The organism is Streptomyces aurantiacus (assembly GCF_027107535.1).
GTDB lineage: Bacteria > Actinomycetota > Actinomycetes > Streptomycetales > Streptomycetaceae > Streptomyces.
This window is the reverse complement of sequence record NZ_CP114283.1, coordinates 4,254,087-4,280,481: the sequence shown is the minus strand read 5'-3', so window position 1 is coordinate 4,280,481 and position 26,395 is coordinate 4,254,087. Positions and strand designations below refer to the sequence as shown.

The following is a 26,395-nucleotide window of genomic DNA, read 5'->3' as shown; positions in this document are numbered from 1 at the left end:
TCAGAGCCGCATGTCGATGACGAGCTTGCCCGACGCGTGGCCCGACTCGACGAGCGCCAGCGCCTCCTCCGCCCGCGCCAGAGGATAGGTCGCCGTGATGTTGGGATCGAGTCGCCCGGCGACCATCAGCTCGGCGACACGCTCAAGACTGCTCCGGTCGAGACGGCGGTTGACCATCGCTCCGCCGAGCTCGCCGACAGACAGGTCCCCTACCGAAACAAGTGCGTCAGGCCTGGCCACCAGTGGGGCGACGCTCCGCAGGGAATCGCCGCCGACCGTGTCGACGACGGCGTCGAAGCCGTCCGGGGCCTGCGCTCGGAGCCGGGCCACGACATCGCCTGCGGTGTACTCGACGAAGGTTGCACCGGTTGCCGTCGCGCGATCCCGCTTGGCCGCACTGCCGGTGCCGACCACGACCAGACCGCGGTCCCGTGCAATCTGGGCGAGGGCGATTCCGACGCCGCCGCCGATGCCGTTCACGAGCAGCGACGCCCCGGCGGGCAGGGCGAGTTGGTCCAGGACGTCGAGCGCGGTGGTGCCGGCGACGGGGATGGTCGCCGCCCAGGTCTCCGAGAGCGTGTCGGGTATGCGGGCCGTGGACTCGGCGAGCAACAGAGTCGTCCTCGCGTACGTGCCGGCACCGGTCAGGGCGAATCCGGTGACCCGGTCGCCGACGGCCAGGTCAGTCACATCGTCCCCCACCGCAAGGACGGTGCCTGCCGCCTCCATTCCCAGGACCTGCGGAAAAGGCACATGGCCGTTCAACACCTGGATGTGTCCGGACCGGAGTAGGTGATCGAGCGGGTTGACTCCCGCGGCCGCGACGCGCACGAGGACTTCGAGAGGACCGGGCGACGGAACGGGCCGATCGAAGAACTCGTGGACGTCGGCGCTACCGAAGGTGCGATACCCCAGGGCTGTACTCATCAAGAATTCCTTTCGCAGCGTCCTCGTCCGGCGTTCGGCGGGGACATCGCCAAGCTAATTCTTGACATCAATGTCAGGTTCAAGCGGATGTGACGCGAGTAACATCCTTGAACCCGCAGCCACCGAACCCACGGCTGATGCAAGCTGTGCCCTCGGAAGAGCCAAGGTCTGATCGCCTGTTCAACAGGCCGAAGTCGACAGGGAAGACGGGGTGGGCCGGCCTCTGTCCGGCGGGCCCGCACAGCCCGGACGAGTACTTGCGTGGGCGTTCAGCAGTACTTGAGGACTTGGCCGGCCCCGATCGTGGTTACGGTCAGAGGCCGATGCCGGTCAGCCACTGCCCGGTAGTGCGAGGGGTGATGCCGAGCAGCTTCTGGGCGGAGTTCTCAGGTGTGATCGAGCGGTGCGGAAGTGTGCTCATGGCCGCGTAGAATCCGGCGACGTCGGCGGCGGGGCCCTCGCCCAGCAACGGTGCAACGGAGCTGCGGAACTGCTCGGGGGTGATCTGCTCGAAGACCACGTCCTTGCCGAAGTGGGCGCCGAACGCCTCGGCCAGGTCGGGCCCGGTGATCGCCGGGTACTGGCCGACGGAGATCACGCCGGTGATGTCCGTGCGGTCGAACAGGGCGGCGACCGCGTCGCCGATGTCCAAGTGTGACGCCCAAGAAGCCGGGAAGTCGGCGCGGATCGGATAGGGCAGCACGCCTTGCTCGCGGACCGCGTCGAGGACGTACGGCATGAGCAGGTTCTCCAGGTAGAACGTGGGCGCGATGACCGCATGGGACACCCCGCTGCCCGCAAGACCGCCAACCAGTGCCGCCGCCGCGCCACCGTTTTCCGGGTCGATCGGGGCGCCGCTGGTCGAGAACACCACCCGGTCCGGACGGGCCGCGCGGACAGCAGCGACGATGTTGCGCGCATAGGTCAGGCGGTCCTCTTCGGAGACCACCGGCAGGTGGACGAACACTCCGTCAGCGCCGCGGTACGCCTCAGTCAGTTCGGCTGTGGAGCCGTAGCCGGCGGCTACGACGCGCTGCGCGCCGTCCACGGCTACATCGGCGGATCGAGTCAGAGCGGTCACGGACTTGCCCGCGGCGGCGAGAGCGGAGACGACGGGGGCACCCTGGGCGCCGGTGGCGCCGTGAATCACGTAGGTCATGGACGCCATTAGTGCATGGGCAGCACCAGTTACATCAACTGCACTATTGGGGTACGGTCAAAACTGTGACCGATCCCTGTCTCCCCGAGTGCGGCGTCGCCCGGTTCCTCACGCTGCTCAACGGCCCGTGGGCCACTCTGATCGTGCGTGAACTGCTGCACGGACCCCACCGCTTCACCCGGCTGCGCGAGGCTCTGCCCGGCATCAGTCCGCACACCCTGACCAGCCGGCTGCGCCAGTTCGAGCGGCATGGCATCGTCACCCGCACGACCTACGCGGAGATCCCGCCGCGCGTCGAGTACGCGCTGACCCCTCTCGGTGAGGGGTTGCGCGATGTCCTGGACGCCATGGGCACCTGGGCCATGGCAGTGCCCGATCCCGAGGCCGACGTCACCGCGTGATGCGGGCCCGATCACGTAGTCGTTCGACGGGGTCTTCGACCTCTGGATCAGGGTCTTCGCCTCGATCTCGACCGGCTCCATGACCGCTTCCTCCCGACTCGGCCGTCCGCTTCCGAGCCGCCGGGCTCCTGTGATGTCCACGGTTCGGACGACTGAGGACCACCGAACCCATACCCATGGAACAACAATTCATGGAAGTTGCTTCCATGGAATGTAAATGGTTTGCTGGGCGCCGGATCGATGCGCAGCCCTCATTCGTGCCGGTTCCGGCAAGGTGCCCCGCCGCGGGATGCGGTCACCGCCTGGAATCCACCTGACACGAAGAGTCACACGTCTCGCCCCATGAGGCCTAAGGAGTGAGTGCCATGACCGTTCCCGCCTTCAACTCGGTCGCCTGGTTCGAGTTCGGTACCGACCAGCCGGAGAAGGTCAAGGAGTTCTACGGCGAGCTCTTCGACTGGAAGTACGTCCTCAACACCAACACCCCGGGTGTCACCTACCACTCGGTGATGACGCCGGACGCCCAGCAGCCGGCGGGCGGTGTGTGGGAGTCGGAGGGCGGCTTCCCCAACTACGCGATCTTCCACGTCCTCGTCCAGGATGTCGCCGCGACCGTCGAACGCGGCCAGGACCTCGGCGCCGAGGTCCTCATGGAGCCGGTCTCCGACGCTGCGGGCTTCACCTTCGCCCGACTGCAGGACACCGCAGGCAACCACTTCGGCGTCTTCTCCGCGCCCGCCGCCTGACCGGTTCCGCAGGGCCGCATCTCCCCCGTTCACCGCCTGGAGACTCACCGAAGCCTGCCTCGCCGACCGCCTCGACTTCGCCGTATGGCCAACATCCCCGCGCAAGACACCAAGGAGCAAGAGACATGACCAGCGCCAACATCGAGATCGCCCGCACCTACTTCCAGGCCGTGCAGACGGCAGACATGGCCACCCTCGGCGAGCTCCTCGACGAGGGAATCGTCTGGCACCAGCCGGGCGCCCATCAGTTCTCCGGCGAGCACAAGGGCCGGGGCGCCGTCTTCCAGATGCTCGGCGGGATGATGGAAGCCAGCCAGGGCAGCTTCGCCATCGACACGATCCACACGCTCATGGCCAACGGCGACCTGGTCACCGCCACCATCCACTTCAGCGGCCGTCGCGACAACGCGTCGATGAGCATGAACGGCGTCGACCTCCTGCGCATCGCAGGCGGCAGGATCACCGAGATGTGGCTCTTCTCCGAGGACCCGGCCACCGAAGACGCCTTCTGGGGCTGACCTCATGGGTGTCCGGGGCCGAGTCGGCCCCGGACACCCGCAAGTCAAGCCGTACACATGCGAAAGGCACCCCCATGCGGAAGATGACCGAGCAGCAGTGGCGGGCCTTCGCCACGCACGGCACTCGCACCGGCAAGCTGTCCACCGTCCGCGCCGACGGCAGCCCTCACGTGACACCGGTCTGGTTCCTCCTCGACGGCGACGACATCATGCTCACCACGGAGAAGAACGGAGTCAAAGGCCGCAACCTCGCCCGCGACGGACGGTTCGCCCTCTGCGTCGACGAGCACCGGCCACCGTACGCATTCGTCCTGTTCCAAGGACGCGCAGAGATCTCCGAGGCCCCTGACGACATGCTGCGCTGGGGCGGACTGCTCGGCGCCCGCTACATGGGCAACGGCCGCGCCGAGGAGTACGCCACACGCAACGGCGGCCCCGGCAACCTCCTCGTCCGAGGCCGTATCGACAAAGTCATCGCCTTCGCCGGTATCGCCGACTGAATCGTGAACCGAGAGGCCGGGACCGGTGCCCTGTTCGTCCGGCCCTGGCCTGTCGACCCACCGGCACGGCCGACCCGTCGCGGCTCACGGTGCAGGTCGGCCGGGCTGCTTCGGCGCCCGCACAGCCGGTACCGGTGTCTTCGCGGCGGCCTTCCGCTCCGCGTCCAGGGCGCGTCCGGCTGCCCGCAGCGTGCTGAGGACCGCGGTCACCTCGCGTACGGACTGCTCGGTGATCACCGACCCGATCCGCAGTTCCAGCTCCTCCTCGAAGACCTTCAGCGCCCCGCTCACCAGCTTCCGCCCCTCGGATGTCAGCTCGACGATCGAGGAACGGCGGTCGTTCGGATTGGCCCGCCGCTCGCACAGGCCCGCCGCCTCCAGGCGATCGACCACCTTGCTTGTGCCGCCCACCGTGATCGAGAACTTCTCCGCGATGTCCTGGATGCGCCGCCCGGGCCGCTGCAGCAGCAGGTGCAGCACCTCGAACGAGGTCAGCGGCAGGTCGTACTCGGCCCTCAACCGCCCCTCGACGCCGTCCCACAGCTCGATCTCCAGCGAGACCAGCTCCCGGTACAGCAGCTTCAGGTCAGCGTCAGCCATCACTCATCTTCCGAAGAACCATCTTCCATGGATAGATAATTGTAGGCCATCGGTACGGGGAGTCCCGGCTGACACCAGGTGAGGCATGACGCGCGGGTTCATGGTCAGCGCATTCACTCCGCTCCACCTCCTCTCGTTCAGCGCCCACCCTGCTCATTCCCACGAGCCGTTGGACGGACATTTCCGAGCGGGGAGGACGGCAGCGATACCGCCAGCGAAGTCCCCCACATGGTCCGCGACCCATTCGCGGTATGTGCGTGCGGGCCGACCGGTGATCTCGGCCACCGCCGGCGACACCTGCTCCGGCTCCGCCTCCATCAGCCCGTGGGCCCCGACGATGGCACGGGCGTATTCCGGGGGCGGGCCCTGTGCCTCCAACGCGGCGGCCGCCGCGTCTTCGTCCAGTTCTGCAAAGACCAAGGGGCGGCCGAGGGCGTCGCCGATCGTACGGACCTGCTCAGTCAGCGACTGCGGACCGGTCAGGTTGGCGGGACCGGACCGAGCGGGTCGGTGGTCACACAGCCGTTGACGTATTCCGATATGGGCATACGATGGTGTCATGGCACGAGCGGCGACGACCTCGGACGCGTTCAACGCGATCGCCGAGCCGCAGCGGCGGGAGATCCTGATGCTGCTGCGGGGCGGCGAACGACCTGTGACCGAACTGGCGCGGGACCTGGGGATGAGCCAGCCGCAGGCGTCCAAGCACCTGCGGGTGCTCCGCGAGGTCGGGCTGGTGCATGTCCGCGGAGCGGGCAAGCAGCGGCTGTACGGCCTGGACGCCCGCGGGCTGCGGCCGATCCACGAGTGGGTGGGCGGCTTCGAACAGTTCTGGAACGAGACCTTCGACCGGCTGGACGAGTACGTGCGAGATCTGAAACAGGCAAGGCAGGAGGAACCCCCGGATGACGAAGACCAGTAGCAGCGGCGAGCCCGACCACACGACCGCGGACCGCGAGATCGTGATCTCCCGGGCCATCGGCGCTCCGAGGGAGCTGGTGTTCGAGGCGTTCACGCAGGTGCGGCACCTGTCGCGGTGGTGGGGACCGGATGGGTTCACCACCACGACGCGGTCCTTCGAGTTCCGCACGGGCGGGGCCTGGGCCTTCGTGATGCACGGGCCGGACGGGACCGACTACCAGGAGTGGATCACCTGGACAGAGATCGTCCCGCCGACACGAATCGCGCTGGTGCACGGCGAGTCCCGCGACGACCCCAACGCCTTCGAGTCGGTCCTGACCTTCGAGTCGGCCGGCGAGGAGACCCGGATCGTGATGCGCACGGTGTTCCCCACCAAGGAACTGCGCGACGAGGCGGCGGAGAAGTACCACGCGGTCGAGGGCGGCGAGCAGACGCTGCGCAACCTGGCGGCCTACGTCGTTGGCCTCACCCGGAACGACACCGGCCGGAACGAAACCCCACCGAAGGGAGCGGAAGGCTGATGGGCGGGAAGGTGTTCTTCAGCGTGACGATGTCGCTCGACGGCTTCATGGCCCCGGAAGCCGTGCCCGTCGAGCTCGCATTCTCGCCCGAAGGTCAGAACGACCCGAGGGTCCAGCGCTGGATGACGAAGTGGTCGGAGCTGCAGGCGTGGCTGTTCCCGCAGCGGTGGTTCCGGGAGAACCTCAAGCTCGGCGAGGGCGGCGAGGAAGGCATCGACAACGACATCGCACGGGCGACGTACGAGCGCACCGGCGCGAGCGTCATGGGCAAGCGCATGCTCGACGCCGGCGAGTTGGCGTGGCCGGAGGAGGCGCCGTTCCACACCCCGGTGTTCGTCGTCACCCACACCAAGCGTGATCCGTGGGAGCGGCCGGGCGGCACGACCTTCCATTTCGTCAACGACGGCATCTCCAGCGCGCTCGACCAGGCCCGCGAGGCCGCCGGCGACCGTGACGTCCGCATCTCCGGCGGCGCCGAGACGATCCAGGAGTACCTGGACGGCGGCCTGATCGACGAGTTCTCAATCACCCTCGCGCCCGTGCTGTTCGGCACCGGTATCCGCCTGTTCGACCGCGTGGACCCGACCCGCCTCGCCCTCGACCAGTCCCGTACGGACGCATCATCCCGGGTGACCCACCTGACCTACACCGTCGGGAAGCGGTAGCGGGCGCACCACGCCCAGCCGGCGAACCCTGCGACCCTGGTCGCACGGCTGAGGAGGCACTGGTCCGGTCGCCGCACAGTCACAAGGCTCCGTCTTCGGCCACCCTCTCGCGGTACGACTGAAGCGAGGGTCTTCAATCGTCATTCGGGTCGACCGGGCTCAGCAGTGGCATGGCCGGTACCAGGTCATCGCCACGTCGAAACCACATGGCCGTGCGGTGTCTGGCGAACTTCGGTTCCGTTGCCCCTTGGCAGGCAGAGCAGGGTGTCCACGGTGGCAGGGACCATCGACTCGGGCGAAGACCGCGTCATGCAGTGCCTTCCCTGCCGGTCACCGGCAGGGAAGGCACAACCAGTCGCTCCGCCGCCGGTTGGGGATGGCAGTGCCCCTGCACCGCCGTTCGGACTGTGCCTCAAGAGAATCGCGGCACGAGTCCCGTCACGAGACGAATGCCATCGCCGACGGAGCGATCGGATCAGTCTTTTCACGGCCCAAGTTCGCAGCGCCTCATCAAACAGGCCGTTCGGGGATCGTCGGGAGAACCTTCTCAGCGATGTCGAGGAGAACGCTGTCGTTCGGGAGGGCTCCGGACTTGCTCCATACGGTGATGTCGCAGTAGCCGCCGTGATCCTGGCGGTCGAGGGCCACGGTAAGCGTCCTGGCCAGAGGGCCTTGTTCGACCGGTCCGCCGGATCCGCCACCCCCGAGGTTGATCTCGATCTTCATGGTGTGGTCCGAGGCGAAGACCGCGGGCCGTCCGAGAACCTTGAGGGTCCTGACGTCTATCTCATTCCCGTACTTCATCAGCTTCACGTACTGGTCAGTCGTCAGCTTGTTGTAAGTGGCCGAGACATTCACTGAGTACGTGTCGAACGTGACCTCGGCCTCCGGCTGGGCAACCTTCCCATCCGTCAGGGGAGCCGTGTTGCTGCTACCGGAAGCAGCGGTCGCAATCTCTCCAGGCGTTCCGAGGAGCTTGGCCAGGTCCGGCCGGTTGAGCGCCTCGCACAGCTCTTCACCGGTCACCGGCCGAGGCGTCTTCTTGTAGGTCTTCGGAAGCTCCTCGTGTTCTCCGTCCGAACACGAGGCGGGTTGCGGGGTGCTGTCACCGGACGGCATCACGCTCGGCCCCAACCACACCGCGGCCGCCAGTGCCCCGAACACGGCCACGGCCGCGAAGGCCTGGCCCCACGCGTTGGGCTCCTTCTCCAGAGTGTTCGGGCCGGGACGCGGCCCAGCTCCGGCCTGGGCCTGGGCCTGGGGCTGGGGCTGGGCGGCAGCATCGACCGCCGCCCCGCCGGCGGCAACCGCCGGACTCGAGTTCCGGCGTGCACGCAGGGCACGGACCACCACGTGGACGCGCACTGCGGTGAACACGAGGAACACCACGCTGAGACCGGCCGCAACCCGGTCGTGATCGCTGACGGCGAGATACATGATGCGTACGCCGAGGACGGATCCGACCGCGATGAGCAGCGGCTCGCGGACCCAGAACGGCAGGAGACGGAGAAGGAAACCGAGCATCCGGCGATCTCACCAGGTCAAGACCACATTCGCCGTGGTGGAGGCCACAATTCCGGGTACGCGCAGGGCCTGTCGCAGGAATAGCCGCCAAGTCGATACTTCCGGGACCGCTATCGGGGGTGGCAGCTCATGCAAGCGCTTGGAGCCAGGTCCTCGCCTTCGGCTCCTCCCCTGGTCTGGCTCCGCCGTCAGACCGTCCAACTTCACTGCCGATGTCCTGCGACACCGGAGTTGGACCGGTTGTCATGAAGTACGACGGCGGACGACGAGGAGCCCCGGCACGATTGAACAAGGCGACGCCGGCCGAGAGCCTCTTCCGGCCCAACTCGTGTCGCACCTCGATGCCCGGCAACGGCGGTCTGCTCCGGCGCGGAGTACCCGCAACCGACGTCTGCCTGGAAGAATTCGCCTGTGGGGCACGGACCGGGCGAGATTGCGGGCCCTGTCCCGCACCCGCACAGGAAAGCGAACAGAGAGGCGCCATGGGCATGATCGAGTGGGTACGGCTGAGCACAGGTGCCAGAGCAGTTCCGCAGCCCGTCGCGACCCGGCTCGTCTGGTTCGCGGCCTCCATCGGCGCCCTGCTGCTGGTGGCGCTCACCAGCCACCTCGACGGTCGGGGACACCCCACCACGGCGCTGATCGCGCTGTCCCTCCTGGCTGCCCTGCTCGGGCTGTTCGCCCGCCTCACCGCGGCCCCTGGAACCGCCGTACTGTGCTGGCTCTTCCTCAACGGCTTCGCCATCCCACCTGCGGGACAACTCACCTGGGCCGGGCACCGCGACACCACCTGGCTCTCGTGCCTGCTCGCCGCAGCAGTCGCCGGAACCGCCGTCGCCCGCATCGTCAACGCCCGCGCCGCGTACCGGCGCATCCCCGCTCCGGCCGCACCTCATGATCACGAGACGCGTCGTCGCTGGTAGCGGCTGTCGCGGTTTCATCGACCCGTACGGAGAAGGATCACCGACCGCCGAATCGGAGCACGACAGCCACGTACAGACTCCGGGGTACCGTCAGGGCGCCGAGCGGCGAACACCGCGGGGTCACCACTTGCACGGCGAAGACGGGATTCACCCCGCCTGGTGGGACACGCGGAGCACCAAGCGGTTGCGTGTCGTGATCAGCCCGCGCTCGTGGTGGAAGAAGGCACAGCCCCGGCCCCTGGCGGGAAAGTCCACCGACATCGCCCGCCAGGGGTCTTCGTACTCAACTCGGCCTACTCCCAGGCGCGTTGCCCAGCCACATCGGCGGCTGTCACTCAAGGAGAACTACGTGGACGTGTGGCCGTCAAGCAGCAGGTCAGCGGGTGGTGGTGACCCGGTGCTCCTTGCGTGCGGCGCAGTTGGAGTCGTTCACCTGCACGTACACGTTGTTGATGCCGCCGCCCCAACTGACGCAGTATCCCTTGCCGTACACGTAGGCCGGACCCGCGTATGAGGTGTACCGCCCGTAGTCCTCGGCGTACTCCTGGGTGTCAGGAATGTGGACCCAGGTGGACATGTCCACGGCGGTGCCGGGGTTGTTGCGGATGGTGGCCACGCAGTTCTCGCCGTTGGCGGGGTTGTACGTCAGGTAGACCGTGCCCAGCGAGCCGACGGCCGCCGAGTTCACGGTCTTGTAGGCGCTCCCGCAGACCTTCTGCGGCGTGGTGTTGGGTGCCGCGGAGGCGGGTGCCGCCAGGGCGGTCGTGGTTCCCACCGCGAGAGCGGCAAATGCGGCTGCAGTCAGGACTGAACGGTTGAATCTCATATTTCCCCCTTGTGTGCTTCGGAGTTGGTCACTCCCGCCTGATGGGACACGCGGGACAACCAAACAGCTATGCGTCGTGTGCGTGGGGCTGCTCGGACCATCGACGGCCCTGACGGACGGACCGTCAGCCGACCGTGGCCGTGGCTTGCGCATCTCCGGAGCCGGTCAATGGTCCCAGCAGTAGCCGTTCCCGACGGACAGGACCCCGTGGCTGCTGCCAGCAGATACACAGCACTCCCCCAGAACGAGTACCGGCTGATCTTCTTCCCCGTGGACACCCAGATGTCATTGGAGTGGCCGTTGACGGTGATGGTCGCGCCGCCGTACCAACACAGGCCGAGGACTGTTTTGTTGGCGGCGAGGGTGCCTTCCCACCCTCTGTCCGTTCACCGGTCGGGAGAACAGTGGCACACGTCTGTCGGGGCGGCCATGTTTTCAGCAGTCGCCAAAAGGCTGGACTCGACGGGCGACAGAGGCGTATGGCGCGGCGTGGTTCGATCGGGCAACGGTGTTCATCCGATGCTTCATCCATTACGGACCAGTGCGGTGCCGGGACGGAGGTCGCCTCCCGAGACCCGGCGCGCGCCGTACCTGTGGCGGCGAGTCCGGCTTGGTCGTCCTCTGTCGCAGTCACCGGTGAGGAGTCGGACTCCGCATGATGCACCCCCTGGAGGCGGGAGCAGGCCGTGGCCCACACGGCACTCAGAGCGGTGGCGGAGATCGTACCGAGAGCGATCATCCCTCAGCTGAAACGCGATGTGACCCGGATCACGAGGTTGAAGTGAATCGTGGCGCGGTGTCCACAGTCTTTCCCCAAGTAGCGGGCTGACGAGAACGGGGAGGGTGGGATGGAGGAGCAGAGTCGAGCCGAGGGGTTCGACGGGTTTGTGGCAGCCCGCTGGCCCGGCTTGCTTCACCTCGCTCATCTGCTCGTGGGCGGCGACCGGCATCGGGCCGAGGATCTGCTCCAGGAGGCTCTGGTCAAACTCTGGTTCGTCTGGCCCAAGATTGCGGAGGAGGCCCCGGAAGCGTACGTACGCCAGGTCCTGGCACGAGCGGCGGCGCGTTCGGCGCGGCGGCGCTGGTGGGGCGAGCGGCCGGTCGAACAGCTGCCCGACCTGGCTGCGGCCGGTGACATGTCCTCTGCGGTGGCCGAACGTTCGCGTCTGGAGGCCGCGTTGGCGCAGTTGCCGCCGCGGCAACGAGCAGCCGTCGTGCTGCGCTATTACCAGGATCTGCCTGAGAGGCAGGTCGCGGAGGTGCTGGGGTGCCCGGTGGGCACCGTACGGACCCATGCGTCGCGTGGTGTGGCGCGTCTGCGTCGGATTCTGACCGACGTCATCGAGCCGGTGGGGTGAGGAGGAGACCATATGGACCACTTCGAGCGGGAGTTGGCGCGGATGATGCGCGACGCCCAGGAACACACTCCCTTCGAGTCGCGACACAAGGCGCGACTGCGGTCCGCCGTTCGAGCCCGGCGCCGTGTCCGCGCAGCACAGAAGGCCGTCGGCTCGGTAGTGGCCGTCGCCGGAGTGGGCCTTGGCTTCTTTCTCCTGCCCCATACGTCCGACGAGGTCAGGCCGCAGGCTCCCGCTCCGCGGCCTGTGGTGAGCCCGGCACCTTCGGATACAGGCGCTGAGCCGACATCGGACGCGACCTCCACAGCCAACTCCACCCCGACCGCCGAGGGAACCTCCGCTCCTGCCACGGCGCCGGCCACCACCGGGAGTTCGACCACAGGGTCCTCGGATCCGACCGCGCCCCGAACCACGAATCCGCCGCCCTCCACCACCGGAGCACCAAGCGGGCCGACGACGGTGACAAGTCCGCCGACAACACCGCCCACGACGTGGGAGCCGTCTACGTCCGCGGACTCCGGATAGCCGGGGCCGCACCGACCACAACCCACTGCCGGCAATCCCGGCTCGCAGCACTGCCGTGGGCGGCCCCGGCATGCCTGCGACGAACACCCCAATGGATCGAAACGTGACAAACCTGATGGATCAACTGCCGCTGCGCACGCCGCTGTCGGCACACCACCGTGAGCCCGTTCTGAATGTGGTCGTGCCGGTGTACAACGAGCAGCAGGATCTGGAGGCGAGCGTACGAAGACTTCACGCGCACCTGCGCGAGACCTTCCCGTACCCCTTCCGCGTCACCGTCGCGGACAACGCCAGCACCGACGCAACCCCGCTGATCGCGGCCCGGCTCGCTGCCGAACTCCCCGAGACGCAGTGGCTGCGCCTGGCGGAGAAGGGCCGGGGCCGGGCGCTGCACGCCGCCTGGTCCCGGTCGCGGGCGCCGGTCCTCGCGTATCTGGACGTGGATCTGTCGACAGACCTCACCGCGCTGCTGCCGCTGGTCGCCCCACTGATCTCGGGGCATTCCGACATCGCCATCGGCACCCGTCTGGCCCCCGGCTCCCGGGTGGTGCGCGGCCCCAAGCGGGAGGTCATATCGCGCTGCTACAACGCCCTGTTGCGCTCCACGCTCGCGGTGCAGTTCTCCGACGCGCAGTGCGGGTTCAAAGCGGTCCGGCGTGACGTGGCCGAGCGGCTGCTGCCCCTGGTGAAGGACTCCGAATGGTTCTTCGACACGGAACTGCTGGTGATCGCCGAGCGGGCGGGGCTGCGCATCCACGAGATACCGGTCGACTGGGTGGACGACCCCGACAGCCGGGTCGACATCTTCGCCACGGCACTGGCGGATCTGCGCGGCATCGCCAGGATCGGCCGGGCCCTGGCCCGCGGCATGCTCCCGACGACCGCTCTGCGACAGGGCGACGGCGAACCGACGGGTGGACTGGCCGGTCAGTTGCTGCGCTTCGGCGCCGTGGGCGCGGTCAGCACCATCGGCTACGTCCTTCTCTACGCGGCTCTGCGTCCGACAGTGGGCCCGCAGGCTGCCAACGCGCTGGCGCTGCTGGCCTGCGCGATCGCCAACACGGCCGCGAACCGACGGCTCACCTTCGGGCTGCGCGGTCGCGGTGGCGCGCTGCGCCACCAGGCCAAGGGGCTGCTGGTCTTCGGGATGGGCCTCGCTCTCACCAGCGGCTCGCTCGCCGCGCTGCACCACGTGGCGCCCGGCGCCGCCCGCTTGGCGGAGATCGCGGTGCTCGTCGCCGCCAATCTGGCGGCCACTCTGCTGCGCTTTCTGCTCCTGCGGGCCTGGGTGTTCCCCGCCCGACTCCGTGGGACGGAGCACACCGCCGCGTGAACGACACGACAACGCTGACGTCCCTCGCCGATACGGACGCCCCTCATCTCCCCACCCCGCACACGGGCACCGGTACAGAGACAGGCAGGGTGTTTCGCATCCGGCTGCGCCGCGCGGCCAGGCACTACCTGCCGGTGCTTGCGCTGTACGGCGTACTGAAGCTCATCGGCTTCATCGTCTTCATGTACCTGCTGGACTCCGCCGGGGACTTCCGCAAGAAGGACCCGCGTTTCGGTGGCGGCACCCACGCCTGGGACGTGCTGGCCAGCTGGGACGGATGGTGGTACCAGCAGGTCGCCGCACACGGCTACGACCCCGCGCTGGTCCCCGTCCCCGGCGCCACGGGACTGATCACCCTCGAAGGCAACTCAGCAGCGTTCTTCCCGCTCTACCCGGCGACCATGCGACTGGTCTCCGAGTGCACTGGGCTCGGCCTGTACGGCTCCGGCATGCTGGTCTCCGTCGTCGCCTCGTTCGTCGCCGCCCTTGGCATCCACGCCGTCACCGCCCAGCTCGGCGGCAGACGCGCCGGACTCGCCGCGGCCGGACTGTGGGCCGTCTGGCCGGGCTCCGGCGTGGAGTGGGCGGGCTACTCGGAGTCCCTCTACGTCGCCCTCGCCGTCTGGACCTGCCACTCCGTCATGAACGACCGCTGGCTCACCGCGGGCGTCCTCACGTTCACCGTAGGACTGAGCCGGCCCACCGCCGTCGCGCTCATCGCCGCCCTCACCGTCGCCGCGCTCCTGGCACTGCATCGCCGCCACGACGACATCGCCCGCCCCTGGACCGCGGTGCTGATCGCGCCACTCGGGCTCCTTGGCTACCTGCTCTGGGTCGGCAACGCAATGGGCGACCTGGGCGGCTACTTCGAGCTTCAGGACCGTGCCTGGGCCCACTCGTTCGACTACGGCAAACACACGGTGAACGTCTTCACCTCCATGGCGGTGGGCCACTTCGACTACCTCTTCGCCTACCCCTTCGCAGACGTCATCGGCGCCATGGTGACGCTGCTGGCGCTGCTCCTGATCCCCCTCCTGATCCGCCAGCGCCCACCGCTCGTCCTGACCGTCTACACCGTCCTCACCTTCGCCATGGTGATGGGAAGCCAGCAGATCTTCGGCAACGTCTCCCGGTACTTGCTCCCCGCCTTCCCCCTCTTCGTCTCCCTCGCCATCCGACTCCGCAACGTCCCCTTGCCCCTGCTGTGCTGCCTGCTCGGCATCATGGCGGTCGCGTCAGGCTCGTACGCGGGATACGTCCTGTTCGAACTGGGGGTCCCCTAACGGTCCGGGGCCCGTAAACCCCGAGACCCGGGCGGGGCTGCTCTGCTCTGCTACCTCGGCGTGCACGAAAGGCTCCTTCCGCAGCAACACGCCTGCGAACGGGCTCCCTCGGCGCGCAGCATGGCGACGGTGTCGTTGGCGACTTCGACCCAGTGGCGGAAGAACTCGGTCGCGTGCGGGCTGAGAATGAGCAGGGGCTCAACGACGACGCCACACCTCATGCGGACAGCCTCGCGACGTCCTTACTCAAGTCCTCGGAGCTACCCGTCCTGCGCCTGACCTACGAGGCCCCGTCGAGAACCTCCCGCAGGCCGATGCGCGAACTCGTCCGGCTTCCCCGGATATCCGAACTCTCCGTCGCAGAAACCGCCGTGATGGCTCGGGAACACGCTCACCTGCTGCCCGAGAAGGTCAGCAGCCGCAACGGAGGTGCGCTCAGTCAGCACGCCTTCGGACTCCTCACCCACAGCGATCACGACGCGGGTCGGCGCGGCGGTGATCGCTTCGGCATCGGGCCGATAGCTGCTGACGGCCCATGACCGGTCGGACAGCAGCGGATCGTCACGCGAGCCGTCGTCCTGCGTGGGCATCCCGAAAGCGGCGGGATCAGCCTCTGGCTGTGCGAAGTACGCGTCGGTGAACTCTCCCTCCCACGAGGTCATGGCCACGAAGGCGGCCATTCCTGCCCCCCACCCTCGCCTTTCGTACGCCTCCCGGACACCGGCTCGCGCCCGCACGGCCGCCGGGCCGTCCGGCGTGAGTGTGATGAGCGGTGGCTCGTGCGCAACCAATGTGGTCACGTCCTCGGGATATTTCGCCACGACCGCGAGCGCGGTGATCGCTCCACCACTGCTTGCGAACATCTCCACCGGCCCGACCCCGAGAGCCTCGATGACGGCGTGCACGTCGTCAGCCTGGACGTGCGGCGTATGGTCGACCCGACCGTCCTTACGAGTGCTGCGACCGAGCCCGCGCGGGTCGTAGGTGGCAACGGTTCGTTCGGGGAAGCGCGCCGCGAGCGCGGCAAAACCACTGGCGTCCATCGGCTGCCCGATCATGAACAACGGCGGACGTCCATCTGTGGTCGGCAGCGGCCCTCGAACGTCATAGACGAGGTCCGCGTCGGCTGTCTCGAGTGTGTGAGTCTCCATACCCTTACAGACCGGCGCCGGCCCGAAAACTAATCGGCGCGGCGGGCGTCGTCTCACCATGATGTTTTCCCCTCGCCCTGGAGTGCGCCCCACCTCATGGTGGACGGTCAAACGCAAACTCCATCGCCGCTGCGGCCGGGGAACCTGGGGTCACCTCCATCCATACCCGACTCGGTACTGTCGCGCGCACGCCGACAGCCCTGTGCACCGCGCCCTGTGGGCACCTCGGGGTGGCAGGCGACGACTGCTTGCTGCGTAGACGCGCTGTCTGGGCTCCGTCCGCTTTGACGGACGACGAGATCAGGAGGTCGGGCTCGGAAGGCTGCCGGGCGCCCGAACCATCCGGTCACCGAAGAGTCCTCGCTGCCGCCTGCCGACGAGTGGCGCAACTCCCCGTACTTCGTCACGCCGACCGACGCTTCTCTTGCCGGTGGCAACGGCCAACACCTGTCTGACCGACGTGCGAGCGTTTCGTACCCGGTCGTCACGGTGCAGACGAACTGCCGCACGTGCCTCAGGCGCCAGCCGGTCTCCTCCTCGACCACACCTGCGAGGACTTCTGGTCACCTCGGATCGGCGCAAAGGCAGGGTTGCGGAGCATGAGCCGCGCCTGCCCGTTGTGCCGTCGTGCAGCACCTCGATGGTGGCCTCATTACAAGGAGCGCTTGGCCGTCAGCGTGACTGCAGGGCGTCCAGGGCCACGGCCTGTGCGATGGCGAGGCGGCGGTCGAGGTCGGGGGCCGCGATGTCGAGGACGTACCGGTCACGCAGTCCGAACTTCTTGTCGAATGCCATCAACCGCTTGTCACCCACGCCGAAATCGAAGTGGTACGGCCAGATGAACGGCACGAAGTCGGTGAACGGAAGCAGTTCCCAGACCCGGCGCACCACGGCCACCACCCAACTGCGCTCGCGCCCGGTGAGCTCCGTCGTGCCCGGCTGGTCCATGCTCCACGTGGAGCGCAGCAAGGAGGCCACCGGCCTTTTCTGGAACGATCCGATGGTGTTGCCCAGCGCGTCCCGTACGTCGTAGACGGCGTTGAGATCGACGATCTGGCGGGCCTCGAAGGTGCACAGGACGTGGTCCATGGACTCGTCGGTGTAGATGGCCACCTGCTCCTTGAGCGTCATCCGCTTCTGCTCGGCGAAGGCGACGACCTCGCCCTCGGAGCCGTCGGGACGGGCCGCGGTCACCACATACCGGTTCACCATCAGGGCCGTCTTCTGCCGGATGTTGAACCGCTCGTGCCCCTGGAGGTGTGCGTTGTCCACGTGACGTCTCCCGCTTTCCTTCTCTGGCACTGCCCGGCGTACTCGGTCCAGGAGTGCACTGCTCTCGCTGCTGTTCGTGCTCTGCACCATCGTCGCCACGACAGGCGCCCCGGTTCAGTCCCCGAAAGTCGCGGCCCGCAGCTACCAACGACAACAACGCGGGAGCCCTCAACCACGCCTGTCCTGGACGGGGTTGTTCACTTTCGTCGTCCGCCGGCACGACGCAGGGATGATGCGGGCGCTCCCGGAGGCTGTCTATCGTCGGCCCGTGAGAGTGGACGAATCAAACACCGCCCGCGTCGCCCGGACGCTCCGACTCCGGCTCCGGCCTGACGCCGCGATTCCCTGGAGTCGCAGTCGGATCGCCGGAGAGACCGTGCTCGCCGTTGTCCTTGCCGGACTGGCGGGTCTGTTCGATGCCGTGGGGAGCGGGTTCGGCGTGCGAACCGCCGCTGTTGTCACGGGCGTTGCCCTGCTGTCGCTGCTCCGGCGCGCGCGGCCGGCGACCGTCCTGGTCCTCTCGGCGGCCGCTGCCGGGGCGTCGGCCGCCACGGTGCCGCTACTGGTCTACGCGAGTTGGTCGGCGGGCAGCCGCATCATGCGGCCCCGACGCGTGGTCGCCACGTACGCCGTCGCGCTCGTGCTGCATACCGCTGTATTGGCCCGGAACGAGCTCGACGCGGACCCCACTATGTCGCTGGCCGCCGCCGGTGCGCTGGGTGCAGGCGTGTTCCTCGCACTGGCGATCGTGCCAGGGCTGGCCGCCCGGTACCGGGCGCAGCGCCGAGCGCTGCTGGACGCCCTGCAGCGGAACAACATCCAGCTCGTGCGCGAGCAGACCATGGTGGCGCAGCAGGCGCGCCTGCTGGAGCGCGGCCGCATAGCCCAGGACATGCACGACAGCCTTGGTCACCAACTCGCCCTGATCTCCGTACATACGGGCGCCCTGCAGGTCGATCCGGACCTGACCGACCGCCAGCGTGAGGGGGTGCGCATCCTGCGGGACGCCTCGGTGAACGCGATGGCGGAACTTCGCGAGGCCGTTGGCATCCTCCACGAGGACCGGGTCGACAGAGACCGGCCGGACAACCGCACCGAGCGCGTCGGAACAATGGCCGGGCACCCGCCGGGCGCGGAAGCCGGCTCCGGCGGCGGACGTCCGCACTCCCGGTCGGTCGCCTCCCTCGACGGCCTCATCGCGTCGTCCCGGACCGCAGGCGCGACCGTGGACCTGCACCGGTCCGGCACCGTGCGGCCGCTGGCGCCCGCCGCCGACCACGCGGCGTACCGCATCGCCCAGGAGGGCCTGACCAACGCCCACAAGCACGCCCCGGGCGCCCCGATCACCCTTTCCCTGCGCTACGAACTGGACAGCCTGGTCGTCGAGGTCGCCAACGGGCCCGCGCCCGCCCGGACACCGGACGTCCCGGCAGCGGTGAGCGGCGGCCAGGGACTGAGAGGACTGCAGGAGCGAGCCCGGCTCGTCGGCGGCATGGTGCACACCGGGCCCACCCCGGACGGCGGCTTCCGCATCGCGGGCATGCTGCCCTACGGCAGCGGTGTCGGCGAGTCACGGCCCCACCCGGACGGCGCGACCTCCGTATACCAGGACGACGACTTTGGAGGGCAGCCCGGGGCCGGTACGGCGGATCACAGTGGAGCGGTCATCAACCGCGCTGATCCACAAGGGGAGTTCGCCGCCACCATGAGCAGCAGGAAGAACATGGCCATCGGCTGCGGCATCACCGCCGTCGTCCTCGTCGTGAGCCTGATAACTCTGGCCGTCTGGGGGGTGAGCGCGCTGATGGACGAGATGGACAAGGCCATGATCCCGCCGAGCGTCTACGAATCGGCCGAGCCCGGGTCTCCCGAGGCCGACGTGCAGGACAAACTGCCCGACGACGACTCGGTGCTGACCGAGGACTACAAGAACATGGGCCCGCGGCCCCCGGAGGGCGCGACCTGCCGTCACTTCGGGTCCGATGACCCCGATGACGTCACCACCGTCTTCCGCTTCTGCTTCCGCGGCGGAAAGCTGGTCGCGAAACAGACCTTCCAGGACAAGAGCTGACCCACAGGACCGGGACATGACCCGGCTCACGCCTCCTCCCACCATCCGCGCGACGCATCCCACCGGATCAGGGCATGATGGCCGGGCCCAACCATCCCCACCCCGACCGATACCGCCCAGGAGGCCGCGTGATCCGGGTCCTCGTCGCCGACGACGAGCCGCTCATCCGGGCCGGCATCAGGATGATCCTCACCTCGGCCGACGACATCGACGTGGTCGCCGAGGCGAGTGACGGCCGCGAGGCGGTGGACACCGCCCGAAGCACCGCCGTCGACGTGGCCCTGCTGGACATACAGATGCCGGTGATGGACGGCCTGACAGCCCTGGCCGAACTGCGCCGGACCGCACCCGACGTACGAGGACTCATCCTCACCACGTTCGGTGAGCGCGACAACGTGCTGCGCGCGCTCGGCCACGGCGGCGCGGGCTTCCTCCTCAAGGACTCCGCACCCGACGAGCTGATCAACGCGGTGCGGGCGGCGGCAGCGGGCAACGCCTATCTCTCGCCGGCCGCCACCCGGCACGTCGTGGACGCCCTCGCCTCCCCCGGTGCCACCGCCCGCGCGGAGGAGGCCAGGCACCGCCTCGAAGGGCTCACCGCACGGGAGCGCGATGTGCTCGCCCTGCTCGGAGAAGGCCTGTCCAACGCGGACGCGGGCCGACGGCTGCACATGAGCGAGGCCACGGTGAAGACGTACGTGAGCCGGATCCTCACCAAGCTCGGGTGCGACAACCGGGTCCAGGCAGCCCTGCTCGCTCACGACGCCGGCCTGAACCCGGACGGGGTGTGACCGGCCCTGCTCGAATTCGGCAGGTCTCTCCCGATGCTCCGACGGACCGCCGCGGCCACTGGTCGCGGCGCCCACCCTGCGGACGTGTCCCGTCGCGCACAACTGCGGGCGTGGTGGGACTCTGACCTGCGGTACCTACGGTTGAGTGGACGAGCGACTGCCTGCGATCCCACTCGGCCGTAGGCAGTCGCTGGAGTGTCAGCGTGCTGCGAGGCTTGCGAGCAGCTCGGCGGCGGGCTTCGGGTGGACGAGCCAGCGCAGGTGGCTCCCCTCAAGTGTCTGGACGTCGAAGGGGTTGTCAGGTGTGAGCGCGTTGGCTTCGCGAATCATGCGGTCCTGCGCGGCGGGCGGCATGCTGGCATCGGCGGCCAGGCGCACATAGGTCTTGGGAATTCGGCCCCAGGTCGTGGCCTGTGCCCGGTCGGCAGACGTACCGACATCCAGGTTCTCGTCGGGCTGGAAGGTGTTCAGGAAGGTCCGGAACTCGTCATCGGTGAGGTCGGCGGCGAACGCTCGCTTGAAGGCGGCGAGCGACGCAGGGTCGGCGGTGCGGAAGTTGGTCCGGAGCAGACCGAGTTCGGCCGGGTTCCCGACGAGCGTGGCGGCAAAGGCTCCCGCGTCGACGTCCGCCATTTCCGGCTGGGCGTAGTAGTCGGCCACGTCCAGATCGACGGGGCACCAAGCGGAGACGTAGGCGATCCGGTCGATCAGCTCGGGCCGGGCGTTGGCAACGGCGGTGGTCGTGATGCCGCCCCTGCTGTGAGCGACAAGGATCGTGGGCCCGTTCCGCTTGGCCCGTTCAAGGACTTCGATCACGCGGACGACGTTGTCTGCGAGCGTGACTCCCTTGATGCTCCCCGGTTCTGCAGCGAGGGCGTCGAGGTCCTGGGGAGCCTGGTAGGTCGCGGGGAAGGTCGCCTCGAATCCGTGTCCCGGAAGATCGACCGCGACCGAGCGGTGGCCCAGCAGGGCGAGCTCGGCCTGCAGCGGCGCGAACGAGAACGAATTGGCGAAGGCCCCATGGACGAGGACGAATGTCGGAAGATTCTGCATGCCTCAGCCTCCAACAGAACGATCTTCATCACAAGATCAAGGAACCCGGAACCTGCACACCCACGACCGGGACAGCCGCACCTGCCCGCGGCGGAGTCGGACTTGCTCCTCATCGCAGAGCCAGAACAGGACGGGCCCGAACGGCTTGAACGGGCCCGCAAGGAGGCGACGAGAGAGTCACCCTGGCCGACCAGACACCGGTTCGCCGACCAGACACCGGTTCGCCGACCGCACCGGGTGCCGACACGCACCGGCGCCGCCCGCGCTCCGTGACCGACGCAGGGTGAGGGGCCCCGAGGCACCTTCTCGTACTGGCCGATCACGCTCCCGGGCATGGATGTCGGCGAGCCAGGACGAGGATCGCAATGTAGACCGCATCCAGGAGGGTGGCACGGAAGGAGTGGAGCAGCAGGAGAGAATAAGGCCATGGCGATATGCAAGAAGTGCCGTGCGCGCAAGCGCCGTTGGCCCCTTTCCTGCTCCCGGTGCCGTTCCAGGTCGAACCGGACGGACGCTGCGGCCGACGTCGCTGATATTGCTGTGGCGGGAGGGCTGCTCAACTGGATCTGGCGAGGAGTCATGGCAGTTGTACGGCTGGTGCTGCGGGCGCTCAACTGACCGCCCTGTATAGCCCAGTTCGTGCTCCTGATGATGTGGTGCAACGTTTCCCACCAGCGAGCCAACTCGTACATCCGGTTCGCGCCCGTGAGGTCAGTGACTGCCATCCGCAGCGGCGGCCGGCGAGGCACGCCCTGTAAGGCGCCCTGGAAGAGCGAGGCACCCCTTTGTCGCCTTCAGGAAGGCGCCGAAAGCGAGGTGCCGAGGCGCCCTCGACCGCTCAGCACGCCCCGGTCGACCCAGCCAGGAACTACAGCGCGCCCCTTCCCTGGTCATAGAGAATTCCGACCCTGGTAGCGACAAGCGTGCCGTTGACAGCAGGATCCTGGGGCGGAGGAAGGACCTTTTCGCTGCTGCATACCAACTGGACCTTGCCCTCGCTCGACAAAGTGACGGTCCCCGTCGCACTGAGCGAAGCCTCGTTGTAGCCGCTGCCGCGAGGCGTTGCCATGTTGGGGCCACCAGTCACCCTGCAGTTCCCCTTGTCCGCGTAAAGCAAGAATGCGGATCCGGTCAAGGTGTACGTCCCGGCAGGAAGCGACAGAGCGACGACCTGCGTGTCCGTTCTGCCGATGGACTGCACTGCCGAGGCCTTGTAGACGTCGCCCGGAGCCGCAGACGCAGCGGCGGCCGACTGGGAAGCATTTGCTGTGGCTCCCGTATAGGCGGCTCCCAGCGCGGCTATGACGATGGCTGGTATCCCAATGGCCCTGATCTTCGCGATCCTACTCACGGCCGACTCCCCCTGATGAAGTTCCGGATCAACGTCCGCCTCAAAGTACAGGGCGCGCAGCCTTAATGGGCACAATATGGCTCGCACGCTCCGACCGTAACCTGTCCGTAGATGACAGTTTCAACAATGTTCACCAACTCACCTCGCGATTTCATCGGGCAGGCTGTGCAATGCCTTTCCATAAAAGGGAGTTCGTGACGCGCATCCTGACCAGTTCCATTGAACCTGCGGAAGGAACGGCCGCGCCTCGACGCCCTTTTGCGTCTGCCCGACGTAGATCTGCACGCCAGTTGCGGAGAGGGCCCAAGAATCGAGCAGCCTACTCCCACAACTGGTGAAGCAGGACTCTCCGATGCGCAACGCCGACAACGAGAATCTGCTGGCCGCCCGGTGAGATCCAGGAAACGGGCCGTTCACCACGCGAGAGACTTCCAGGAAACAAGCGGTTTCTAGCGTGTCCGGTCATGGATTCGGAGCTGTATACGCAGCCGGACACAACCGCCGCACGGGAGTCGCCACCTGCGCCCTCCCTGCGCGATGCGGTCTACGCCAAGCTGCGCGCATCCGTACTCGACGGCAAATTCGGCCCGCGCGAGCGGCTGGCCGAAATGCGGCTGGCCGGTCAGTTCGGGGTGTCGCGAACCCCGGTGCGCGAGGCGTTGGCGCGTCTGGCCTCCGACAGTCTCATCGAGCGGGGCGCCGACGGCTACTTCGTCACGATCCCCAACCTGACCCAACTGAGCCACTTCTACGAGCTGCGGATCACCCTGGAGCTGCGTGGGATAGCCCGCGCGATCGAGGACTCCGCCCTACGGCACGATCCGGAGATCCTCGACGCAGAGCTGGACCGCTGGTACGCGATGCGTGAGCACCCGCCGACACCGGACCCGCGTTTCGTCGTCCAGGACGAGAGGTTCCACGCCGAGCTCTCCCGTGCTTCCGGCAACCCTGCCCTCACCGGGTCTCTCGTGACGGTCAGTGAGCGCATACGCCGCGTGCGGATGTACGACTTCCTCACCCAGGACCGGGTCGAGACGACCATCACCGAGCACATCCAGATCATGGAACTGGTCCGCGACGGCCGCCTCGACGACGCCTACCGAGCCCTGCACGCCCACGTCGGCGACTCGATGGCCGTAGTCATGGAACACGCCCGCCGCGCCATGACCCAGATGGCCCTGCATGCCGAACTCCTCTGAGACCCCGTCGTTCCCCACCCGGCCCTTCGACTGCTTGGCCAGGCGCCGACCGGGAGTGCCCAACCGCTCACCATTCCCACACCCGCACGCAGCACCCCCCACCCCGAAGGGCTGACCATGAGCGCCACCGAGTCACGTCTGACATCCCCAGAAGCGAACTCCCCGACGAGTCAGGCGACGAAGGAGACACTGGAGGACTACACCCTCCGCTTCGCGCCCCGCAGTTACCGCCGCTGGACCCCCATGGTCGTGGCGACGACCGCACTCGGCGGCATCGCCTACATGGCCGACTTCTCCATCGGCGCCGGCATCGGCCTGGCGCACGGCACCGGCAACGCGCTCGTGGCGATCGCCGTCGCCGCGGTGGTCATCTTCATCACCGGTTTCCCGCTCGCCTACTACGGCGCCCGCTACAACATCGACCTCGATCTGATCACCCGCGGCTCCGGCTTCGGCTACTACGGCTCGGTACTCACCAGCGTCATCTTCGCCAGCTTCACCTTCATCTTCTTCGCCCTGGAGGGCTCGATCATGGCCCAGGGCCTCAAACTCGGCCTCGGCCTGCCACTCTGGCTCGGCTACGCCGTCTCCACCCTGATGGTCATCCCGCTGGTCATCTACGGCATGAAGGCACTCAGCAAGCTCCAGGTGTGGACCACTCCGGTCTGGCTCGTGCTGATGGTCGCCCCGCTGGTCTACCTGATATCGACCGACCCGGGCACCGTCGACCGCTTCCTCTCCTACGCGGGCACCGACGGCGAGGGCGGCATCAACACCGCATCCGTGCTACTCGGCGCCGGTGTCTGTCTCTCGCTCATCGCGCAGATCGGTGAGCAGATCGACTACCTGCGCTTCATGCCTCCCAAGACCGAAGCGAACAAGCGCAGTTGGTGGACCGCGGTCATCATGGCCGGCCCCGGATGGGTGGTGCTCGGTGCCCTCAAGCAGGCCATCGGTGTCTTCCTCGCCGTGTACATCCTTGCCAAGGTCGGCCCGGAGGCCGCGCCGGAGCCGATCCAGCAGTTCCGCAGCGCCTTCGACGCGATGATGCCGTCCTGGCTCGTCCTCCCGCTGGCCGTCGCACTCGTCGTGATCAGCCAGATCAAGATCAACGTGACCAACGCGTACTCCGGCTCCCTCGCATGGACCAACTCCTTCACCCGCGTCACCCGGCACTACCCCGGCCGCATGGTCTTCGTCCTGGTCAACCTGGGCTTCGCACTCGCTCTGATGGAAGCCGACATGTTCAGCTTCCTCAACAGCATTCTCGGCTTCTACTCGAACTGCGCGATCGCCTGGATCGTCACCGTCGCCACCGACATCGGCATCAACAAGTACCTGCTGAAGCTGTCCCCGCTCCAGCCCGAGTTCCGCCGCGGCATGCTCTACGCGGTCAACCCGGTGGGCGTCGTGGCCTTCGTCGCCGCCTCGGGCCTGTCCATCGCCATGTACTTCCACGCCCTCGGCGACACCCTCCAGCCGTACTCCCCCGTCGCCGCGGCCGTCATCGCCTTCGCGCTCACCCCGCTCATGGCCATCGTCACCAAGGGCAAGTACTACCTGCGCCGCACCGACGACGGCATCGACGAGCCCCTGCTCGACACGGACGGCAACCCCAGCGCCACGACGTACGGCTGCCACGTCTGCCACCAGGCGTACGAGCGCCCCGACCTGGCCGCCTGCCAGACCCACGACGCACACGTCTGCTCTCTCTGCCTGAGCACGGACAAGGTCGGCGACCACGTGCTGCCTGCACAACCGTCGGCGGCCTGATCCCGCCGACCGGGCGGCGACGGACATCTTGACGTTCTCTCGCCGCCCGCCCATTCCTCTCGGCCGAAGCACCTCGCCGACGGCATCTGGCTTCTGAGCCGGTCGGGGTATATCCGGCAGCGGGAGGTGGTCGAACCCGGTGTTCAGGCGGGCGGGGTGCTGTCGAGCAATGCGTCGAAGGCCCGGCGACGGTGGGCAGACGGGGTTGCGGATCACCGGCCGGCGTCCCCGAGAACAGATCCCGAACATCGCGATTCTCCAGTTCGCGAGGGCGTCACACGCCGACGACGCGAGCGGCTGACACCGGCCGAGAACCCGCAGCGCGCGGGCGACGCCGCACGCCCCGCCTCAGACAGCCGGAACCGGTCTACGAAACCGCGGTCACAGCAGTCACCGGCACGCATATTCCACCTTGGCCGGGCTGGAACGTAGCCTATGACGCTGCGGCTAGTACGCATTAGAATTCCTGAACTGAAATACTGGTTACCCGTCCGGAAGAGCGGCGGGCCGGCTGTCCTCGCTGCCTCACCGGCACCGGGGTTATCAGTCGGCCGGAGCCCGCCTCCCGCAGCGAACGGTCCGCGGGCTCCGGCTGTGTCCTCGCGGCCGGTTTCGAGTGGGGCGAACTCCCGCACGCCCCAGGCCGCAAGGACGACCCCGCGCGGGTGCTTGCGTCACCGTCGACGCGAGCACTCGTGCACGGCGGTCGTCGCCCGTCACCAACAGAGGGCGGCGGCCGCCCCGTCAACTCTTGCAGCCCCAGCCCGTTTACGCCCCATTCCCTCTCAGCCGATCCGCCGTACATTCTCTCCGTCTGCGTGTCATACACACCAGACACCACCCCGGCACGGCAGGAGTCCGTCACAGGACCACAGTTGGCAGCGACGGCATGATTGCGACGGGATCGGCCGGGCACGTCTCGCAGCTGACGTCGCCCGCCTCGCGCCCCGGCCCATACAGCGCCTTTCCAGCCATGCCATGGCCGCATCATTTCCCTCGTCTGT

Annotated in this window: 24 protein-coding genes and 1 pseudogene; 16 read left to right on the top strand and 9 right to left on the bottom strand. The window is 67.8% G+C overall.

All coding sequences use genetic code 11. The features are described 5' to 3' along the window. Entirely contained in the window at positions 1-927 is a 927-nt protein-coding gene (locus O1Q96_RS20760) for an NADP-dependent oxidoreductase (protein ID WP_269249636.1), read from the bottom strand. 313 nt (positions 928-1,240) lie between these two features. Continuing rightward, a complete protein-coding gene (locus O1Q96_RS20755) occupies positions 1,241-2,086 on the bottom strand; it encodes an SDR family oxidoreductase (protein WP_269249635.1) in 846 nt (281 codons plus the stop codon). Positions 2,087-2,151: 65 nt separating this feature from the next. Here O1Q96_RS20755 and O1Q96_RS20750 point away from each other — a divergent pair, with 65 nt between their 5' ends. The 4 genes from O1Q96_RS20750 (at position 2,152) to O1Q96_RS20735 (ending at position 4,251) form a co-directional block, all read left to right on the top strand. Beyond that, positions 2,152-2,487, top strand: coding sequence for a winged helix-turn-helix transcriptional regulator (locus O1Q96_RS20750; protein ID WP_217458532.1), 336 nt, complete (start codon positions 2,152-2,154; stop codon positions 2,485-2,487). Between the two features lie 365 nt (positions 2,488-2,852). Then, positions 2,853-3,233 (top strand): VOC family protein, encoded by a 381-nt coding sequence (locus O1Q96_RS20745; protein WP_269249634.1) that lies wholly within the window; start codon positions 2,853-2,855, stop codon positions 3,231-3,233. Between the two features lie 125 nt (positions 3,234-3,358). Continuing rightward, the gene (locus O1Q96_RS20740) at positions 3,359-3,751 is read left to right on the top strand and encodes a nuclear transport factor 2 family protein (protein WP_269249633.1); all 393 of its coding nucleotides are present in this window, start codon (positions 3,359-3,361) and stop codon (positions 3,749-3,751) included. 74 nt (positions 3,752-3,825) lie between these two features. Beyond that, the gene (locus O1Q96_RS20735) at positions 3,826-4,251 is read left to right on the top strand and encodes a PPOX class F420-dependent oxidoreductase (RefSeq protein WP_269249632.1); all 426 of its coding nucleotides are present in this window, start codon (positions 3,826-3,828) and stop codon (positions 4,249-4,251) included. A gap of 84 nt (positions 4,252-4,335) precedes the next feature. On the opposite strand, the gene O1Q96_RS20730 is transcribed toward O1Q96_RS20735, so the two are convergent. Beyond that, a complete protein-coding gene (locus O1Q96_RS20730) occupies positions 4,336-4,851 on the bottom strand; it encodes a MarR family winged helix-turn-helix transcriptional regulator (RefSeq protein ID WP_269249631.1) in 516 nt (171 codons plus the stop codon). Between the two features lie 559 nt (positions 4,852-5,410). Between O1Q96_RS20730 and O1Q96_RS20725 the strand changes: the two genes are divergently transcribed. From O1Q96_RS20725 to O1Q96_RS20715, 3 genes are read left to right on the top strand one after another with little or no spacing between them, the layout of a single operon-like run. Further along, a complete protein-coding gene (locus O1Q96_RS20725; protein ID WP_269249630.1) occupies positions 5,411-5,773 on the top strand; it encodes an ArsR/SmtB family transcription factor in 363 nt (120 codons plus the stop codon). Beyond that, entirely contained in the window at positions 5,757-6,293 is a 537-nt protein-coding gene (locus O1Q96_RS20720) for an SRPBCC family protein (RefSeq protein ID WP_269249629.1), read from the top strand. Before O1Q96_RS20725 ends, O1Q96_RS20720 begins: the two co-directional genes overlap by 17 nt. Continuing rightward, positions 6,293-6,958, top strand: coding sequence for a dihydrofolate reductase family protein (locus tag O1Q96_RS20715; protein ID WP_269249628.1), 666 nt, complete (start codon positions 6,293-6,295; stop codon positions 6,956-6,958). Before O1Q96_RS20720 ends, O1Q96_RS20715 begins: the two co-directional genes overlap by 1 nt. A 510-nt stretch (positions 6,959-7,468) precedes the next feature. Here the strand turns inward: O1Q96_RS20715 and O1Q96_RS20710 are convergent. Next, positions 7,469-8,395, bottom strand: a complete 927-nt coding sequence (locus tag O1Q96_RS20710; protein ID WP_269253665.1) for a DUF6215 domain-containing protein — start codon at positions 8,393-8,395, stop codon at positions 7,469-7,471. On the opposite strand from O1Q96_RS20710, the gene O1Q96_RS20705 reads away from it, so the two are divergent. After that, entirely contained in the window at positions 8,312-8,566 is a 255-nt protein-coding gene (locus O1Q96_RS20705) for a hypothetical protein (RefSeq protein ID WP_269253971.1), read from the top strand. The genes O1Q96_RS20710 and O1Q96_RS20705 overlap by 84 nt on opposite strands. A 404-nt stretch (positions 8,567-8,970) precedes the next feature. Further along, entirely contained in the window at positions 8,971-9,405 is a 435-nt protein-coding gene (locus O1Q96_RS20700) for a hypothetical protein (protein WP_269253664.1), read from the top strand. Positions 9,406-9,781: 376 nt separating this feature from the next. Here O1Q96_RS20700 and O1Q96_RS20695 read toward each other — a convergent pair whose 3' ends face one another. Then, complete coding sequence (locus tag O1Q96_RS20695) at positions 9,782-10,231, bottom strand: spore-associated protein (RefSeq protein WP_269249627.1); 450 nt, start codon at positions 10,229-10,231, stop codon at positions 9,782-9,784. Positions 10,232-11,079: 848 nt separating this feature from the next. Here O1Q96_RS20695 and O1Q96_RS20690 point away from each other — a divergent pair. From O1Q96_RS20690 to O1Q96_RS20680, 3 genes are all read left to right on the top strand, one after another. Beyond that, positions 11,080-11,589, top strand: a complete 510-nt coding sequence (locus O1Q96_RS20690) for a SigE family RNA polymerase sigma factor (RefSeq protein ID WP_269249626.1) — start codon at positions 11,080-11,082, stop codon at positions 11,587-11,589. A 640-nt stretch (positions 11,590-12,229) separates the two neighbouring features. Then, positions 12,230-13,447, top strand: a complete 1,218-nt coding sequence (locus O1Q96_RS20685) for a bifunctional glycosyltransferase family 2/GtrA family protein (protein ID WP_269253663.1) — start codon at positions 12,230-12,232, stop codon at positions 13,445-13,447. An 89-nt stretch (positions 13,448-13,536) separates the two neighbouring features. Then, positions 13,537-14,730, top strand: a complete 1,194-nt coding sequence (locus O1Q96_RS20680; protein ID WP_269253662.1) for a hypothetical protein — start codon at positions 13,537-13,539, stop codon at positions 14,728-14,730. Positions 14,731-15,010: 280 nt separating this feature from the next. Here O1Q96_RS20680 and O1Q96_RS20675 read toward each other — a convergent pair. Together O1Q96_RS20675 and O1Q96_RS20670 are read right to left on the bottom strand one after the other, a co-directional pair. After that, positions 15,011-15,881: pseudogene (locus tag O1Q96_RS20675) on the bottom strand (alpha/beta fold hydrolase). A gap of 672 nt (positions 15,882-16,553) precedes the next feature. Then, on the bottom strand, positions 16,554-17,153 hold the full coding sequence (locus tag O1Q96_RS20670) for an LURP-one-related family protein (protein ID WP_269249625.1): 600 nt from the start codon (positions 17,151-17,153) through the stop codon (positions 16,554-16,556). A gap of 376 nt (positions 17,154-17,529) precedes the next feature. Between O1Q96_RS20670 and O1Q96_RS20665 the strand changes: the two genes are divergently transcribed. Continuing rightward, positions 17,530-19,224, top strand: a complete 1,695-nt coding sequence (locus tag O1Q96_RS20665; protein ID WP_331276053.1) for a sensor histidine kinase — start codon at positions 17,530-17,532, stop codon at positions 19,222-19,224. 128 nt (positions 19,225-19,352) lie between these two features. Beyond that, entirely contained in the window at positions 19,353-20,015 is a 663-nt protein-coding gene (locus O1Q96_RS20660; protein WP_269249624.1) for a response regulator, read from the top strand. A gap of 198 nt (positions 20,016-20,213) precedes the next feature. Here the strand turns inward: O1Q96_RS20660 and O1Q96_RS20655 are convergent, their stop codons facing one another. Beyond that, entirely contained in the window at positions 20,214-21,068 is an 855-nt protein-coding gene (locus O1Q96_RS20655; RefSeq protein ID WP_269249623.1) for an alpha/beta fold hydrolase, read from the bottom strand. A gap of 868 nt (positions 21,069-21,936) precedes the next feature. Next, entirely contained in the window at positions 21,937-22,506 is a 570-nt protein-coding gene (locus tag O1Q96_RS20650) for a hypothetical protein (RefSeq protein WP_269249622.1), read from the bottom strand. Positions 22,507-22,883: 377 nt separating this feature from the next. Between O1Q96_RS20650 and O1Q96_RS20645 the strand changes: the two genes are divergently transcribed. Together O1Q96_RS20645 and O1Q96_RS20640 are read left to right on the top strand one after the other, a co-directional pair. After that, on the top strand, positions 22,884-23,618 hold the full coding sequence (locus O1Q96_RS20645; RefSeq protein WP_269249621.1) for a GntR family transcriptional regulator: 735 nt from the start codon (positions 22,884-22,886) through the stop codon (positions 23,616-23,618). A gap of 117 nt (positions 23,619-23,735) precedes the next feature. Then, the gene (locus O1Q96_RS20640) at positions 23,736-25,391 is read left to right on the top strand and encodes a purine-cytosine permease family protein (protein WP_269249620.1); all 1,656 of its coding nucleotides are present in this window, start codon (positions 23,736-23,738) and stop codon (positions 25,389-25,391) included. Positions 25,392-26,395: the final 1,004 nt, after the last annotated feature.

Bases quoted from the DNA above. Each gene is read 5' to 3' on its own strand.
- O1Q96_RS20760 (WP_269249636.1), bottom strand. From the start codon at position 927: ATGAGTACAGCCCTGGGGTATCGCACCTTCGGTAGCGCCGACGTCCAC.
- O1Q96_RS20645 (WP_269249621.1), top strand. From the start codon at position 22,884: ATGGATTCGGAGCTGTATACGCAGCCGGACACAACCGCCGCACGGGAG.
- O1Q96_RS20720 (WP_269249629.1), top strand. From the start codon at position 5,757: ATGACGAAGACCAGTAGCAGCGGCGAGCCCGACCACACGACCGCGGAC.
- O1Q96_RS20735 (WP_269249632.1), top strand. From the start codon at position 3,826: ATGCGGAAGATGACCGAGCAGCAGTGGCGGGCCTTCGCCACGCACGGC.
- O1Q96_RS20655 (WP_269249623.1), bottom strand. From the start codon at position 21,068: ATGCAGAATCTTCCGACATTCGTCCTCGTCCATGGGGCCTTCGCCAAT.
- O1Q96_RS20755 (WP_269249635.1), bottom strand. From the start codon at position 2,086: ATGACCTACGTGATTCACGGCGCCACCGGCGCCCAGGGTGCCCCCGTC.
- O1Q96_RS20685 (WP_269253663.1), top strand. From the start codon at position 12,230: ATGGATCAACTGCCGCTGCGCACGCCGCTGTCGGCACACCACCGTGAG.
- O1Q96_RS20690 (WP_269249626.1), top strand. From the start codon at position 11,080: ATGGAGGAGCAGAGTCGAGCCGAGGGGTTCGACGGGTTTGTGGCAGCC.
- O1Q96_RS20695 (WP_269249627.1), bottom strand. From the start codon at position 10,231: ATGAGATTCAACCGTTCAGTCCTGACTGCAGCCGCATTTGCCGCTCTC.
- O1Q96_RS20710 (WP_269253665.1), bottom strand. From the start codon at position 8,395: ATGTATCTCGCCGTCAGCGATCACGACCGGGTTGCGGCCGGTCTCAGC.
- O1Q96_RS20745 (WP_269249634.1), top strand. From the start codon at position 2,853: ATGACCGTTCCCGCCTTCAACTCGGTCGCCTGGTTCGAGTTCGGTACC.
- O1Q96_RS20640 (WP_269249620.1), top strand. From the start codon at position 23,736: ATGAGCGCCACCGAGTCACGTCTGACATCCCCAGAAGCGAACTCCCCG.
- O1Q96_RS20700 (WP_269253664.1), top strand. From the start codon at position 8,971: ATGATCGAGTGGGTACGGCTGAGCACAGGTGCCAGAGCAGTTCCGCAG.
- O1Q96_RS20715 (WP_269249628.1), top strand. From the start codon at position 6,293: ATGGGCGGGAAGGTGTTCTTCAGCGTGACGATGTCGCTCGACGGCTTC.
- O1Q96_RS20740 (WP_269249633.1), top strand. From the start codon at position 3,359: ATGACCAGCGCCAACATCGAGATCGCCCGCACCTACTTCCAGGCCGTG.
- O1Q96_RS20730 (WP_269249631.1), bottom strand. From the start codon at position 4,851: ATGGCTGACGCTGACCTGAAGCTGCTGTACCGGGAGCTGGTCTCGCTG.
- O1Q96_RS20725 (WP_269249630.1), top strand. From the start codon at position 5,411: ATGGCACGAGCGGCGACGACCTCGGACGCGTTCAACGCGATCGCCGAG.